General features: G+C 64.0%; 11 protein-coding genes and 1 other RNA gene. 6 read left to right on the forward strand and 6 right to left on the reverse strand.

What is annotated here, in order from left to right; all coding sequences use genetic code 11:
- Positions 1-12 precede the first annotated feature (12 nt).
- Positions 13-1,266, reverse strand: a complete 1,254-nt coding sequence (gene icd, locus Pla111_RS00870; RefSeq protein WP_146570463.1) for an NADP-dependent isocitrate dehydrogenase — start codon at positions 1,264-1,266, stop codon at positions 13-15.
- A 284-nt stretch (positions 1,267-1,550) separates the two neighbouring features.
- Here icd and Pla111_RS00875 point away from each other — a divergent pair, with 284 nt between their 5' ends.
- Together Pla111_RS00875 and Pla111_RS00880 are read left to right on the forward strand one after the other, a co-directional pair.
- Positions 1,551-2,519 (forward strand): sugar phosphate isomerase/epimerase family protein, encoded by a 969-nt coding sequence (locus Pla111_RS00875; protein ID WP_146570465.1) that lies wholly within the window; start codon positions 1,551-1,553, stop codon positions 2,517-2,519.
- A 362-nt stretch (positions 2,520-2,881) separates the two neighbouring features.
- A complete protein-coding gene (locus Pla111_RS00880) occupies positions 2,882-3,493 on the forward strand; it encodes a hypothetical protein (RefSeq protein WP_146570467.1) in 612 nt (203 codons plus the stop codon).
- A 132-nt stretch (positions 3,494-3,625) separates the two neighbouring features.
- Here the strand turns inward: Pla111_RS00880 and rnpB are convergent.
- Positions 3,626-4,032: RNase P RNA component class A (gene rnpB, locus Pla111_RS00885), an RNA gene on the reverse strand.
- Positions 4,033-4,396: 364 nt separating this feature from the next.
- On the opposite strand from rnpB, the gene arsM reads away from it, so the two are divergent.
- Together arsM and Pla111_RS00895 are read left to right on the forward strand one after the other, a co-directional pair.
- The gene (gene arsM, locus Pla111_RS00890) at positions 4,397-5,287 is read left to right on the forward strand and encodes an arsenite methyltransferase (RefSeq protein WP_146570469.1); all 891 of its coding nucleotides are present in this window, start codon (positions 4,397-4,399) and stop codon (positions 5,285-5,287) included.
- A 273-nt stretch (positions 5,288-5,560) separates the two neighbouring features.
- Entirely contained in the window at positions 5,561-6,229 is a 669-nt protein-coding gene (locus tag Pla111_RS00895) for a PEP-CTERM sorting domain-containing protein (protein WP_197524645.1), read from the forward strand.
- A gap of 113 nt (positions 6,230-6,342) precedes the next feature.
- Here Pla111_RS00895 and Pla111_RS00900 read toward each other — a convergent pair whose 3' ends face one another.
- A complete protein-coding gene (locus tag Pla111_RS00900) occupies positions 6,343-7,077 on the reverse strand; it encodes a PDZ domain-containing protein (RefSeq protein WP_146570473.1) in 735 nt (244 codons plus the stop codon).
- A 328-nt stretch (positions 7,078-7,405) separates the two neighbouring features.
- Positions 7,406-8,476 (reverse strand): ABC transporter ATP-binding protein, encoded by a 1,071-nt coding sequence (locus Pla111_RS00905; RefSeq protein ID WP_146570475.1) that lies wholly within the window; start codon positions 8,474-8,476, stop codon positions 7,406-7,408.
- A 248-nt stretch (positions 8,477-8,724) separates the two neighbouring features.
- Here Pla111_RS00905 and Pla111_RS00910 point away from each other — a divergent pair, with 248 nt between their 5' ends.
- Positions 8,725-10,359: an AMP-binding protein gene (locus tag Pla111_RS00910; RefSeq protein ID WP_146570477.1), complete on the forward strand. Its 1,635-nt coding sequence runs from the start codon at positions 8,725-8,727 to the stop codon at positions 10,357-10,359.
- Between the two features lie 13 nt (positions 10,360-10,372).
- On the opposite strand, the gene Pla111_RS00915 is transcribed toward Pla111_RS00910, so the two are convergent.
- On the reverse strand, positions 10,373-11,179 hold the full coding sequence (locus tag Pla111_RS00915) for a hypothetical protein (protein WP_146570479.1): 807 nt from the start codon (positions 11,177-11,179) through the stop codon (positions 10,373-10,375).
- 255 nt (positions 11,180-11,434) lie between these two features.
- Here Pla111_RS00915 and Pla111_RS00920 point away from each other — a divergent pair, with 255 nt between their 5' ends.
- Positions 11,435-12,781, forward strand: a complete 1,347-nt coding sequence (locus Pla111_RS00920; protein ID WP_146570481.1) for a HEAT repeat domain-containing protein — start codon at positions 11,435-11,437, stop codon at positions 12,779-12,781.
- Here the strand turns inward: Pla111_RS00920 and Pla111_RS00925 are convergent.
- Positions 12,778-14,013, reverse strand: coding sequence for a hypothetical protein (locus Pla111_RS00925; RefSeq protein ID WP_146570483.1), 1,236 nt, complete (start codon positions 14,011-14,013; stop codon positions 12,778-12,780). The two genes, Pla111_RS00920 and Pla111_RS00925, sit on opposite strands and share 4 nt — an antisense overlap.
- Between the last annotated feature and the right edge of the window lie 278 nt (positions 14,014-14,291).

Here is a 14,291-nt window from a genome sequence, read left to right on the forward strand (position 1 = left end):
TCGTGCGGGGACTCACGCCATGTGCTTGATGATCGCCTCGCCGAACTCGCTGCACTTGACCAGCTTGGCACCGTCCATCAGGCGTTCGAAATCGTAGGTGACCGTCTTGGCACCGATCGCGCCGTTGAGGCCCTTGATGATCAGGTCGGCCGCCTCGGTCCAGCCGAGATGGCGGAGCATCATCTCGCCCGAGAGGATCACGCTGCCGGGGTTCACTTTGTCTTGGTCGGCGTACTTGGGCGCTGTGCCGTGGGTCGCCTCGAAGATGGCGTGGCCGGTGTCGTAGTTGATGTTGCCGCCCGGGGCGATGCCGATGCCGCCGACACAGGCTGCCAGGGCGTCGGACAGATAATCGCCGTTGAGATTCAGCGTCGCGACGACGTCGTAATCGGCCGGGCGGGTGAGGATCTGCTGCAGCATGGCGTCGGCGATGACATCTTTAATAACGATGTCGCGCTGGGCACCGTGCGTGCCCTTCTTGATGACGTGCCAGGGGCCGCCGTCCAACAGTTGGGCACCGAATTCCTCTGCCGCCAGTTGATAGCCCCAGTCGCGGAAGGCCCCCTCGGTGAACTTCATGATGTTCCCCTTGTGAACCAGCGTCACCGATTCGCGATCGTTATCGATCGCGTAGTGAACGGCTGCCTTCACCAAACGCTTGGTCCCTTCGGCTGAAACCGGCTTGAGGCCCAGTCCGACCGAGTTGGGGAAGCGGACCTTCTTCCAGCGCTCGGGGAAGGCCTCCGCAAACAGCTGCTTGAACTTGTCACAGTCGGCCGAGCCCGCTTCGAACTCGATACCGGCGTAGATGTCTTCCGTGTTCTCACGGAAGATGACCATGTCGGTCAGTTCGGGCTGCTTGACCGGCGTGGGGACCCCGGTGAAGTACTGAACCGGCCGCAGGCAGGTGTACAGGTCGAGCACCTGGCGGAGCGCCACGTTCAACGAGCGGATGCCCCCGCCGACCGGTGTGGTGAGCGGGCCCTTGATGCCCACCAGGTAGGTGCGGAATGCTTCGAGCGTTGCCTCGGGCAACCACTCGCCCGTTTGCTTGAAGGCCTTCTCCCCGGCGAGAACCTCTTTCCAGGCGATCTGACGTTCGCCGCCGTAGGCCTTCTTGACCACCGCGTCGAAGACGAGCTGGCTGGCACGCCAGATGTCGGGGCCGGTGCCGTCCCCCTCGATGAACGGCACGATCGGCGTGTTCGGCACGCTGAGCTTGCCGGCTTTCATCGTAATGGGCTGAGCGGTGGCGGCGACAGACATGCAAATCACTCCTTCAACGGGGACGTATCAGCGGGCGGAACCACGGGCGGTGCCGAAGCGGTCGTGTTGGCTTCCGCTCTTAGCGAGACCTCACGACGACGTTATCACGTGGCCTTAGTAAGCTTAGGAAGCCTCGGATTCTCATTGCCGCTATAGAAAGGGTCAATGCCCGCGGGCCCGGCGACCACAGCAAGTTGCTTCCTGAGGGCCCGGCAGCGAGAATGCAGGGCTTGTGATTCATCCGGTACATTGCTGTTCTCGCCCGTCACCAAGGAACCAACCCCATGATCCAGGGCCCTCGCGGCGTCTCGCCCGCCAAAACACCGGCAATCGCGGCCTTGCCGCGTCGTCGCTTCCTGCAAACCGTCGCGGCGAGCGCCGCAGCAGTGGCTCTGCCGCGACAGGCCTGGGCGACGTCCGCCGTCACGCCGTTCAAGATCTCCCTGGCCGAGTGGTCGCTGCACACGGCAATCCGGGCTGGCGACCTGGATAATCTTGACTTCCCCCGCGTTGCCCGCGAGGAATTCGACATCGAGGCAGTCGAGTACGTCAGCGTCTTCTTTAAGGATAAGGCCCGCGACGCGACCTATCTGACCGATCTCGACACCCGCTGCCGGGATCACGGGGTTCAAAGCCTGCTGATTATGGTCGATGGGGAAGGCGATCTGGGCGATCCGAGCGACGATGCCCGCGGAAAAGCGGTGGAGAACCACCTCCGCTGGCTCGAAGCCGCCAAGCGGTTGGGGTGCCACTCGATCCGCGTAAACGCGAAATCGCAGGGGAGTTACGCCGAGCAGCTGGCCCTGGCGGCCGATGGTCTGGGGCGTCTGGGCCAACTCGCTCAGACCTTTGGCCTGAACGTGCTCGTTGAGAACCACGGCGGCCTTTCTAGCAACGGCGCTTGGCTGGCCGGCGTGATGCGGCGGGTTGGCATGGCCAATGTCGGCACGCTGCCCGACTTCGGCAACTTCCGCCTCAACGGCTGGGATGAGCCCAAGGAGGTTTGGTACGACCGCTATCAGGGGGTCACCGAGCTGATGCCCTTTGCCAAGGCCGTCTCGGCCAAGAGCCACGAGTTCAACGACCAGGGGCTCGAGGTGCGGACCGACTACGAGCGGATGATGAAGATCGTCCTGAATGCGGGCTACCGCGGCTACGTGGGCATCGAGTGGGAGGGCGAGAAGCCGGGCGAGTACGAAGGCGTGCGGCTCACGAAGCGCCTGCTCGAACGGATCCGCGACGAGCTGGCCTGAGTGGGTGCCGCGGGCCGGACCCGCGTGCTAGCAGCCGCCTGCCGCGGGATTCCTCCTGAGCCGATCAAAAAGCCGAGCCCCGCGCGGGGCTCGGCTTTTTTTTGTCGATCGGGGCGTCTCTTCCCCGATTTCTTGGAGTTGCGAGACAAAGAAACCGGGTGGACACCCGTGTCGGCGGGAAAACCTGCCGTGCCTAAAGCTTGGGCACGATCGACGTGCCCATGCGCCGGGCAGGGGCTGCCCGGATTTAGGCAGCGGGTCGATTTCGCTGTAAGTGCATGCACTCAAACGGATCAGTGGGGTCGGTTTGCCCGGGGGGGAGAATGCCAGCAGAACCGCGTGGGGCTGGAGTTGGCCCCGGCATGTCCACACGACTGGAAGGAGACGGCCGCGTGCTTACCGAATCGTCACAAGCCACCCCCCAAACCACCACCACCCCGTCGGGTCAGCCCGGTGCCCAGTATCAGCAGCTGCTGCAGATCGCTCAGCGTCTGTACCAGCAAGACCCTGACTGGGTGACGTTCTTCCGCGAGGTGTTGGGTATCGAAGGGGTGGTCCGTCGGACTTATCCCAATTTCGACGACCTGACCGAGTTTGAGAAGAGCGAAGAGTTTGCTGAGATCCAGCGGATGGTAGTCAAGCTGCGTGAGAACAAGGCCTCGGCCGACACGGAGACCGAGCCCACCCGCGTCATTACTGTCCGCTTGCCCAAGAGCATGCACGAGTACCTGCGGACCGAGGCGCACGACCTGCGGACCAGCATGAACAAGCTCTGCATCTCGAAGCTGTTGCAGACGGTCGAGCAGGAGATGATCCCCGCCGAACGGACCGCACCGCCCAAGCGTCGCAACCTGCCGGCACCGTCGCCGACGCCGGCCGCCGCCAGCACCGCCGGCGCGCCTTCGCACTCGCACCAACCGACCCTGTCGGGCGGGATGCCTTCGAGCTCGTCGCCGTTCCGCGGCACGCTCTGAGCGGGTAACGCGGACGGAACAGAGGCTGATTTGCCTATCAAGCCGCCCCGGAAAACCGCCGGGGCGGCTTTTGTGCTTGCGTCGGGGCCTGGCCGCGGGGGCCCTGTGATGCCCAGGGCGGATAGAAAAGAAAGCCGGAGAGGACCTGTAAGCCGGGTTTTGTGCCGCGCTGTTGCCAGCGTGGCGGCGACCATTCCTCTAGGGCGGCGGTTGCCCGCCGCCTCGAGCAGCCTACCCGGGGGTCGATAGCGAGTCGGGCCGACTCATGCCCCCTGTTTGGCCTTGCGTCGGGTGGGGTTTACCTAGCCGAGCGAGTCGCCCCGCCCGCTGGTGCGCTCTTACCGCACCGTTTCACCCTTACCTGTGGAACGCCTTGGCGGCGGAGCCGCTACCGTCGTTCCCATCGGCGGTTTGCTTTCTGTTGCACTTGCCCTGGCCTCGCGGCCGGTGGGAGTTACCCACCACCCTGCCCTGTGCCGCCCGGACTTTCCTCCCGTCGACGCGATGAAGCGCCAACCAGCGGTCGCCCGGTCCTCTCCGGCTGGGGAGTAGCTTAGCGTAATTTGCTTCAAGGCGAGGGTGGCGGCGAAAACGATTTAGGGCGACGCTACCGGGTAGCGAAATCCCGCTCGGTGAGGGTCGTATTAGAGTAATTGGCTGGCAGACTGTCGGTGCATCAAATCGTTATGACGCCGTTCACTGCCAGAGACCCGGTTCACTGCTACCGACCCGTCGGATCAGTTGCCAACACGCCGAACCGTGTGATGCTGAGCGGTTTTCGTCTCGCTACGGAACGTTATCGGCAACCAAAGGACAACGCATCGCACGGTGAAGTTGGTTGGGTAGTTTGGTATCTCCGGCGGAGTGCAATGCGATTCCTTACCTCCTCTAGGAGTTAATCAAATGTCCGACCCCGAGTCTCTACTCCAGCAAGTTCGTAAGCAGTATTCCGCCGTGGCGGGTTTGGGGCTCTCGAGCGATCACGCCGGCGTGCGATCTGTCGCTGAGGCGTTCGGCTACTCTGCCGAAGAGCTGGCGTCGATCCCTGCCGAGGCGAACATGGGCCTCTCGTGCGGCAATCCCCTTGCCACCGCGCTGTTGCACGCGGGTGAGGTGGTTGTTGATTTGGGTTGCGGCGGAGGGCTCGATGTGCTGCTGGCCGCGCCGAAGGTCGGCCCGACCGGCAAGGCGATCGGTATCGACATGAGCCAAGAGATGGTCAATCTCGCGCGGCGTAACGCCGAGAAGAAAGGATTAGCGAACGTCGAGTTCCACCAGTCGACCATCGACAAGCTACCGCTGGCGGAGGAGTCGGTTGATTGTGTCATCAGCAACTGCGTGATCAATCTGGCCCCCGACAAGGGGGCCGTGTTGCGTGAAGTCTTTCGGGTGCTGAAACCCGGCGGCCGGGTTGCGGTGAGCGACATCGCGCTGAAGCAGCCGTTGCCCGCCGAACTCGCCACCGATCTGTCGGCTTATATCGGCTGCATCGCGGGAGCGATTCCGATCGAAGCGTACCGCCAGATGCTCATCGATACGGGGTTTGGCGCGGTCGAAGTTCTCGACACCGGGGCTGATCTCAACGCCTACGCCAAGGCAGAGAATGCGGCCTGCTGCGTTCCGGCACCGCCGGCCTACGGGCTCCCCGTTGTCGAGGTGGGCGGTTGCTGCGGTAGCCCCAACCCCAGTGCCACTTCTGAAATTCACAGCCAGCTTGTTGAGCTATTGACTCGTTACGACGTCAACGAGTTCGCCGCAAGCGTGAGGATCTACGCGATTAAGTCCACCGCGTGAGTCCGCTTAAAGCGCATCGAAGAGCCAGACGAGAAGTCATCGCCGAGTGTTAGATCCACGCTAGCTCTTAGCAGGATTAGTGAGGCAGTATTCTTGCGGCGATTTTCTCTCCCGAATTTTTAAGTTTGCCGCAAGGGATTCATCGGGCGGCGACATCGGTTGTTATTAGGCGGTGCCCCTCGCAATCGAGTTCGCTTTGAATATCGCCCCGCAAGTCCAATGGGCGAGGGTCGTTGCGCCGCCCTTTGGTTTCCTTTGCTTCTGAGAGATCTCATGATGATCACTGCGCTTCCTGTACGCGCTGGGCTCGACGCTCGCGTTGGCCTGCTGGCCGCCACGCTTTCTTGGCTTGTTGCTGGGGTCCCGGCTGAAGCCGCCCAGGTGCTTTTCAACCCGCCCCCTTTCGCGGGGACAACCGCCCTGGAAACGCCGGGCCGGCAGATCGTTGGCAACGAAGTTTTCGTTCCCGACTTTGACTTCGCGGCCGATGTCTTTGCCTTCAATGCCGCGGCGTTTGGCATTGAATCGCTCACGCATCAGAACTCAATGGCGGCCAGTCTGCCTTCGTCGGGTGTGAATGTCATTGTGCTGCAAGACACCGACAGCGACGCCAATCCGGCCACCCCCTTCTTGGCGGGAACGGCCGCCGCGCTGATCGCGGCACAGATCGACACGCCGACCCCCGGCTTCTTTATCTATCACAACAGCAACCTAGCGATGAGCCGTCTGGTGTACTCAACCGACCTGAGCGAAACAACGTCCGACCTGAAGATCCTGGCACGACTCACGAACCCGACCGGTGCTGAGGCGATCGCGCTATTGCCGACGATCTCGGCAGCGAACTTCCAGCTGGTGCCCGAGCCGGCCAGCATGGCGCTTGTCGCCACCGCGGCCGCAACGCTGGTGCTCCGTCGCCGGGGAGCCGGCTCGCGGAGAGCGTAGCCGCTGCGGCTCGAATATCAGTTGGCAACTTCTGGGTGGGAGAAAAGAGCCGGCCGCCGGGGAACCCAGGTTCCCCAGCGGCCGGCTTAGTTTGGGGGTTGTTAGCGAATAACTTAGAAGGTGGCGGTCGGTGCCGGGGGGGTGGGCTGCGGCACCGGAGTCGACCACAGGTTCTGCGGCGTCACCGAGACATAAGTCGCTTGCCCAGTCCGCGAGTCGAGCACCAGCATCAGAGCGGTCGGTGCCGCGGAGGGCACGTAGCCAACCACCGTGGTGGTCGCGGTGGGGGCAGGCGTGCCGTTGCCGATCGAGGCTTGAACCAGCGCCACGCCGTGCTCGTTCGTCTGGGCACCTTGCAGCGGTTGGCCGTTCGACGCCAGCAGGATGTCGCCGTTCTCAAGTCCGGCCAAGTGGGCGGGGGCTCCGTGGGTGAGGCTCGTTATCCGCAAGCCGATGCCGTACTGCGTGGTGACCCGTTCGAGGCTCATGCCGAAGTACCACTGCACGCCCGGAGTGACGACCGGATGCTGCACAACGGTGGGAGCGGGGAGCGGAGTCGGGTAAACGGGCGTGGGGCAGGCGATCGGCGGGTGGGCTGGGTGATGAACGGGGGGTCGTAGGCAGGGCTTGGGCGTGGGGTGAGGGATCGGCGTCACGATCCGGGGCGTGGGCAACGAAACCCGCGGACCACCGCCAACGATTTGGCCCAGGTTGATCTTCTGGTTGCCAACTTGGATCGAGCCGGGCAGCGAAATGCCGCCGAAGTTCTTCTTGTTGCCGGCTTCGGCCGAAGCGGCGGTCAGGGCGAGTGTCAGAGCGAGGGCGACGACTGAGGCGGGGCGGTACATGGCGACATTCCAGTGCAAGTGAGTTGGGAGGGGGCCGGGCGGGGTTCGCCTCGGCTTCGCCAACCTCTTATGCTCACCCCGTGCCAGTAGTGATGTCCTAACGCCGTAAGATATTACTGAGGAATTGTTTACGGCGATTTACGAGGCATCGAGAGTTGACGGCGGCAGCAATAAATGATGTCGTAAAAGCACCATTTCTTTCGAAGGTGAAGTCATAAAGATATCTTCATTGTGTCTCTAAAGCCCGTCGGACCGACTCCTTGCTCGGGCGCTGAGCGGAAAATCACTCCCACGCGCGGGGGGAAGAGATAAGCCACGAGAGCGGGCGTTAGTTGAGACGCACCGCGGCCGCATCGCCGGCGAACAGATGCAGGCCTGCCGGACGGATCGTCAGTGGTGCCGTCTCGGGGGGCGGCCCCCCCCCATCGGCCGGCAAACGCGCGATGCAGACGGTGTCTGTCGATCCCAGGCGATAGTGCGCGAGCGTTTCGTGCCCCAACCGTTCCACAACGGTGAGCTGACCGGTCGCGAAAACCGGCGCGCTGCCCCCTGCGGGCATGAGGTCTTCAGGACGCACGCCGAGCACCGCGGGGCCCTCTTCCCGGGCACCAACGTCCCATCCGGCACCGATCTGCGGGGCGTGGAACCGCCCACGTTCGATGCGGCCTTCAACCAGATTCATCGCGGGACTGCCGACAAAGGTCGCCACAAAGCGGTTGGCGGGGCGGGTGTAAACCTCCATCGGGGGGCCCACCTGTTGGACGATGCCGTGGTTCATCAGCACGAGCCTCTGGCCGAGCGTCATCGCCTCGACTTGGTCGTGGGTCACGTAGATCATGGTGGCGTCGAGCCGGTGGTGCAGCGCGGCGATCTCGGTGCGGGTTTCTCCGCGGAGCTTGGCGTCGAGGTTCGAGAGTGGTTCGTCGAACAGGAACGCCGCGGGATCGCGGACGATGGCTCGGCCGAGCGCCACCCGTTGGCGTTGGCCCCCGGAGAGCTCGCGGGGCCGGCGGTCGAGCAGCGCCTCGATGCCCAGCATGGCCGCCGCGGTCGCCACCCGTTCGGCAATCTGTGGCTTGGGGGTGCGGCGCATCTTCAGGCCAAACGCCATGTTCTGGCGGACCGTCATGTGCGGGTAGAGCGCATAATTTTGGAACACCATGGCGATGTCTCGATCGCCCGGCTCGACTTCGTTAACCAGACGATCGCCGATGCGGATTTCGCCGGCAGAGACCTCCTCAAGACCCGCGATCATTCGCAGCGTGGTGCTCTTGCCGCACCCGCTGGGGCCGACCAGCACAACGAGCTCGCCATCGGCGATCTCGAGATCGACACCCCGAACGGCGTGGAAACCGTCGGGGTACTTCTTGTGAACACCCGTGAGAGTAACGCTGGCCACGGCAACCGCTTTGCGATGGGGGCGAAGGGAAAAGGGAAGACGACTAGGTAATTATCGTAACAAGCGGCGGGGGCAGAAGGCGACCACCGTTTGCCACAAGGGCGGGGAAGAACGTGGTGTAGACGCGGCCCGCTTTTTTTGTTGTTTGGTTTGTTGAGGAGCCGCGGGGCGGCTCGTGGTGTTCCCCATCATCGAGTTTTTCTGCTACTTCCCCCAGTTTTTGCCTCCCTCGTATTTTCGTTTCCCCCATGACGAAACGCGCTGAAACCACGGCTCCGGAGCTGGACCTGACCGACGCCATGCCGTTGCCCCGGCTGATGCTGCGGGCCTGCCGACGTGCGTCGCGACGCCGCAAGCTGATCGACTCAACGGGTGACAAGCTCACCGGCGGAGAGCTCTTGACCAAGTCGCTAGTGCTGCGGCGGCTGTTGCTGCGTCACGTGATCGGGCCCGATGAGCAACGCGTTGGGGTGCTGCTGCCGCCCGCCAATGGAGCCGTGGTGGTCAACGCGGCACTTTCGCTCGCCAAGCGCGTGGCGGTCAACCTGAACTACTCTGCCTCGGCCGAGGTGATCAACGCCTGTGTCCGAGCGGCGGGCATCCGGCACGTTCTGACCACGCAGAAAGTACTAGACAAGTTGGGCATCACGATCGACGCCGGAGTGGTGTTGCTCGAGTCCCTGCGTGACAAGGTCACGACGATGGACAAGCTTGCATCGGCTGCCGCGGCCTACGTCGCGCCGATCGGTTTGCTGGAGCAGCAACTTGGCCTGACCACGCTCCAGCTTGACGACCTAGTCACCATTATCTTCACGAGCGGCTCGACCGGCATCCCCAAGGGGGTCATGCTCAGCCATCGCAATCTCGTGGCGAATATCCGTTCGTTCGACTCGGCCGTGAACCTGCGTGCCGACGACGTGATCCTCGGCATCCTGCCCTTCTTTCACGCCTTCGGATACACGGTAACGCTGTGGGCACCGTTAGTGCTGGATCTCGGCGGGGCCTATCACTTCAATCCGCTGGATGCGCGCCAGGTTGGCAAGCTGTGCCAGGCGTCGGGGGCGACGATCTTGCTCAGCACGCCCACGTTCTTGCGATCGTATATCAAGCGCGTGCCGCCCGAGGACTTCGCTTCGCTCGAGATGGCTATTGTCGGTGCCGAGAAGCTCCCGATCGCGCTGAGCGATGCGTTCGAAGCGCGGTTCGGTGTGCGGCCCTCAGAAGGTTACGGCGCCACCGAACTGGCCCCCGTGGCGGCGGTCAACATCCCCCCCAACCGTTCCTCAGGAAAGCGACCCGATGCGTGCGAAGGCAGTATCGGCCTTCCGCTGCCGGGGGTATCGGCCCGGGTGGTACACCCGGAGACCCGCGAACTGCTCGGCGTAGATGAAGACGGCATGCTCGAGGTCGCGGGTCCCAACCGCATGGTCGGCTACCTTGATCAGCCCGAGAAGACCGCCGAAGTTGTGCGCGACGGATGGTACGTCACGGGCGATATCGCCCGCATCGACGAGCAAGGCTTTATCCACATCACGGGCCGGCAGAGTCGGTTCTCGAAGATCGGCGGCGAGATGGTGCCCCACGTGCGAATCGAGGAGGCGATCCAAGACTTTGTCGCGGGAGACGACGCCGAGCATCAAGTGGCGGTGGTGACCGCAGTTCCTGATGAGAAGAAGGGCGAGCGGCTGATCGTGGTCCACCTGCCGATGACGAAAACCCCCGCAGAGATTGCCGATCACCTGCGCGCGATCGACCTTCCAAACTTATGGATCCCCTCACAAGACAGTTTCTTGGAGGTCGAAGCGTTGCCGCTGCTGGGTTCGGGCAAGCTCGACCTGAAGGGCCTGGCTCAGCTCGCCGCGGAGCGCTTCGCGTCGGGGTGAAGAGGGCGGAGTGCTACTGACCCGTTGACGCCAAACGGAGCCGCTCGTCGCGCCGTGCGAGCGAGCGCTGGGCGGTGCGGTGGCAGACCGCGATGAACCGCGCACGCGTGGCGTCGTCCACCTCCGTGAGCTGCTCGGCCAAGCGCTGCATTCCCTCGGGGTTCTGTTCCGCGGTGCGCGAGAACAGCGACACGAAGCGCATGGTTTCCACAAAGTTGTGATCCGCGGTGCGCGTCACGAGTGGTTTGAGCGTACGCATGACCAGCTCAGCCGCGGGGCGATCCAGGCGAATAAAGGCGTCCATCTCGGTGGTGATGTGGGTGCGGCCGTTGGCTTCGCGGTGAGGGTGTGAGCGCATGACCATGACGGTCGTGGCGGTCAAAGAGGCCGGCATCGGCGGGGCCCGATAGATTCCGCGGGCGTAGGCGAGCACGTGGGTCACGCCGTTGGCTTCCTGGCGTCGATCCAGAATCTGGATGCTGCCTTGCCCGCCCGCGGCGTCGGTCGCGGAGTAGTTGTTGGGGCCGGTGCGGCGGAGGCCCACTTGGCTCACGCCCATCAGATTCCAGGTCTCGACGACCAGTTCGGGATGCTCGGCCAGATGGTCAAAGAGCTCGGCATCGCAGTCGATGACACGCGTTGGCAACCGACGAAAGAGCGTCGAGTCGTTGACGACTTCGGCGACGGCTTGCTGCTGAGCCGCGGAGAGTGCTTGCCAGGGGATCGTTTGCTGAGCGGCTTGCAACGCCGACGAACTGCTATCGCCCGTGGGGCGATCGTCGGCAGCCGTCACGCTCGCGCAGAGCATGACACAGGCCATTGCGGCATAAGGAGCAGCGCACTCTCTGCGAGCGCGCAGCGCTTTAGCAATACGGAACGCCACGATCCCCCCCGGCCGGCGCCGCTGTCGTAGGCCTCGCTTTTCAGCGGCCCCCCTCCGACAACTCGAAAACGACTTCCGTGTTGCCATCGGCTCGCGCAAGAGAGCAGCGTGAGGCAATCGGCGAATCGTTCTTTCCGACGCTGGCGTTGCTGGTACCCTGCGCTTTGACCTTGCCGTGAACCCCGCTTCCGCTTGACACTCTCCTTCATGATCGCCCGCGCCCGCACGCTGTTCGCTCTCAGTTGGATGCCGGTGTTAGGGGGCGTGCTAGCGTTGGGGTTCTACCTGGGCGTAAGGTCCCTGATCGCGGATCGGGTTGGTGTTGCCGCTCGCGAAGCCGGCACGCCTGCTTACGATGCGTTGCTAGCGTTCGATAGCGAAAGCGTCGAACGCCTGTTGGAGAACGCGATCGACCGCGATCCTCGAATCGCTGAGCCGGCTCGCAGGGCGATCGAATCCTTAGTGGATCGCTGGCGCGTGCTGGGGCGAGCGGCGGACAATTCCCGCTTGAGCGGCCGATTGGTAGCGCTCTGCGGCGCGCTTGGCAATCGGGCACAGCGTCTTAGTCGGAGCGGGGTGGTTTGGGCCGAGAGGCTCGGAAAAGAGTTGCTCCGCCAGGCGGCAACGTTGCCGCAAGAAGATCGAATGATCGTGATGGGGGCCGCGAGTGAATTGCTCAGCCAGCTGGCTGAAGTGCCGCCGATGGCAGACTTGCCCCTCGCACCCCAGCAAGACGCTTCCGTGGTGGGGCCAACTCATGGGGGTGAGCCCGTCGAGTCGCTCGTTAGTGACACAGCCCGCCGCCAAGAGGCTAACTCCGATGCCCGCCCAGCGGCCCCCGAGCCGCTTGAGACGAGCACCTTAGCCCTGGTGCCGCGCGAGCCCTTGCCACTCAACGAAGAACCTCGCTCCGGGCCGCTCGAATCGCGGGATGACTTAGCGAAAGAACCCGCAGCGTGGCGTCCCGCATGGCGCGAAGCACAGACCTTGGACTCCGGGGGTCCCGAATCTGTAGCGAAAAACCCCTCGGACGACCCCGCAAGCTTGAAGACCGAGACGCTTGATCCGGTGGTGGAAGACCTCGCGCTGCTGCGTCCGCGGACGATGACCGATCAGCAACTGATCGCCGAGCTGCTACGAGTCAGCCCGATGACATCAGAAGCGGCGACCCCGCAAGCGCGTGGTCCTGCCCCTCGCCCGGTGGCAGAAAATCCGCGCCTCGCTGAGGTCGTATCAGAACTACAGCGACGCGGCTACGAAGCGCTCCAGCGTGAGCAAGCGGTGAAGATGGTGTCCGCGAGCGTTGCGGTGCGACGGTCGTTGGTGGACGAGCTGCTGAGCTTTGGCGGGGCCGACGCGACACGCCTGATGTTGCTGCTGGCCCGTGATGAGAATGCGGGAGTTCGGGCGGAGGCGCTGCAGGCGCTCGGTGCGTCGCCGCATGCGTCGCTGGTTCGCGAGGCGCTGACGATCGCCCTGCGGGATCCGGATCCGAAGGTGGCACGGCTGGCCGACGAGCTGCGCGAGCGACTGCGCTAGCGACGCAATTCGCCCACCGGCGTGACGCGCTGCGCGGTCAGGTGATCTTTGCCATACTGCGGCATGAAGCCTCGCGATCCGCTCACGCCGACGCGCTTGCCCAGAAGGGGTGCCAGATCGACGCCGCGCGAAGCGGTGACCAGCGTAACGATTTGTCCCTCTGCTCCAACCAGGGCATGCGTAGGAGCGCCGGGCGTTGAAGAGACGACTGGTCGGAGTTTGCCGATGGCGTCGTAACCCAGCCGAGCTGCTTCGTTCTCAGAATCATCGCTGGCGGGGTTTGAGGGACTGGTCTTGGTACGGCGGACGGGAGGGGCCAGCCGCGTGGTTCCGGCTACTGCTGAGCGATTCGCGATATCGGCAAACCGATCGATCCGCGTTGCCAGATCGCGTGCGAGCGCACGCTCACGCTCGTCGGCAGCGGCCAGCGAGAGCAGATCGGCTTCCGCCCGGAGCGGTCCTAGTCGCCACGACGAAGTCGCGTTTGCGACAACCGTCGAGAGCGCAAACTCGGCTGCCGACAAGCGAGCAGCGAAGGGGGCTTCGTCCGCTTTAGATGGCGTGACTTCCGCAAGGGGGGCTCGGGGCAACGCACGGGAAGGAGTCAGCGGGGTGGCAGAAGGCGCTAGCGACGAGACTTCGGCGCTAGCGTCCGGCGCAGCAGTTACAGAACGTGCGGTGCTCGGGTAGCGCGAGGGCGAACTGCTCGGCGGGGAAGTTGCTGCGGTGGCGTGGGGCAGAGCCGGGAGCTGAAACAGCGGCGGCGGTTCGTCGGCCTCGGCCTCATGGGCGACGGTTGCTACAGAAGCGCCGGAGCGGCCCGTCTCGGTGATGCTGGCTTCACGGACCGGTGTCTCTGCGAATCGTAGGTCGGTCGTGCGGACCCAGCGGTAGTCACCTTCTGGTGGTTCGATGCGCCACCAGACCTTGCCGCTGGCTTGCTTCACACGGCTGATGAGCCGAACTCTTTCTCCCGCAGCGAGCCGGAGGGTACGTTCAGCACGGAGCCCTGCGTTGTTGCAGGCCAGGGCGTCGGCGGGCCGGAGAAGGGTTCCCCAACCGTCGGGCTCGCGCTGGACAACCTGCGCATCGATTCCACTTGTGGCGTCGGCCGGCGGGCGGATCGCGGTGAAACCGTCACGCTCAAGGTAAACAACCACCCTGGAACCCGCTTTGAGCCGACAAGCCGGCGAACGCGTTTCGGCGGAGGTCCAGCAGGTGGTGTCGTTCAAAACAATCGCTTGCGCAAGGGGCTCCGTCGCGGCCACATCGCTACCGGCGAAGAGCCCCCCGCAAAGAACAACGGCAAGCAGAGTGCCCGTCGGACACCGTGCAGCGTGAGAATTGAAAGGAAGCATGGCAGGGGCCGGGGACCGAAGGGGGGGCCGGTTGTCTTGCAAGGACGGACACGTCAGGGACGGCTCGCACGAAGTGGGTGCGAGGCGCACTAGCGAGCGTCTGTTAACAGAACCGCCACGCCGCTCCCAGGCCGGTCGGGGCCGCCGCTGCT

It is taken from the genome of Botrimarina hoheduenensis (assembly GCF_007859815.1).
In the GTDB taxonomy this organism is placed as follows: Bacteria; Planctomycetota; Planctomycetia; order Pirellulales; family Lacipirellulaceae; genus Botrimarina; species Botrimarina hoheduenensis.

Excerpts from the sequence above, each read along its gene's own strand:
- Pla111_RS00900 (WP_146570473.1), bottom strand. The coding sequence starts at position 7,077 with ATGTACCGCCCCGCCTCAGTCGTCGCCCTCGCTCTGACACTCGCCCTG.
- Pla111_RS00910 (WP_146570477.1), top strand. The coding sequence starts at position 8,725 with ATGACGAAACGCGCTGAAACCACGGCTCCGGAGCTGGACCTGACCGAC.
- Pla111_RS00875 (WP_146570465.1), top strand. The coding sequence starts at position 1,551 with ATGATCCAGGGCCCTCGCGGCGTCTCGCCCGCCAAAACACCGGCAATC.
- arsM (WP_146570469.1), top strand. The coding sequence starts at position 4,397 with ATGTCCGACCCCGAGTCTCTACTCCAGCAAGTTCGTAAGCAGTATTCC.
- Pla111_RS00895 (WP_197524645.1), top strand. The coding sequence starts at position 5,561 with ATGATGATCACTGCGCTTCCTGTACGCGCTGGGCTCGACGCTCGCGTT.
- Pla111_RS00880 (WP_146570467.1), top strand. The coding sequence starts at position 2,882 with ATGTCCACACGACTGGAAGGAGACGGCCGCGTGCTTACCGAATCGTCA.
- Pla111_RS00915 (WP_146570479.1), bottom strand. The coding sequence starts at position 11,179 with ATGGCCTGTGTCATGCTCTGCGCGAGCGTGACGGCTGCCGACGATCGC.
- icd (WP_146570463.1), bottom strand. The coding sequence starts at position 1,266 with ATGTCTGTCGCCGCCACCGCTCAGCCCATTACGATGAAAGCCGGCAAG.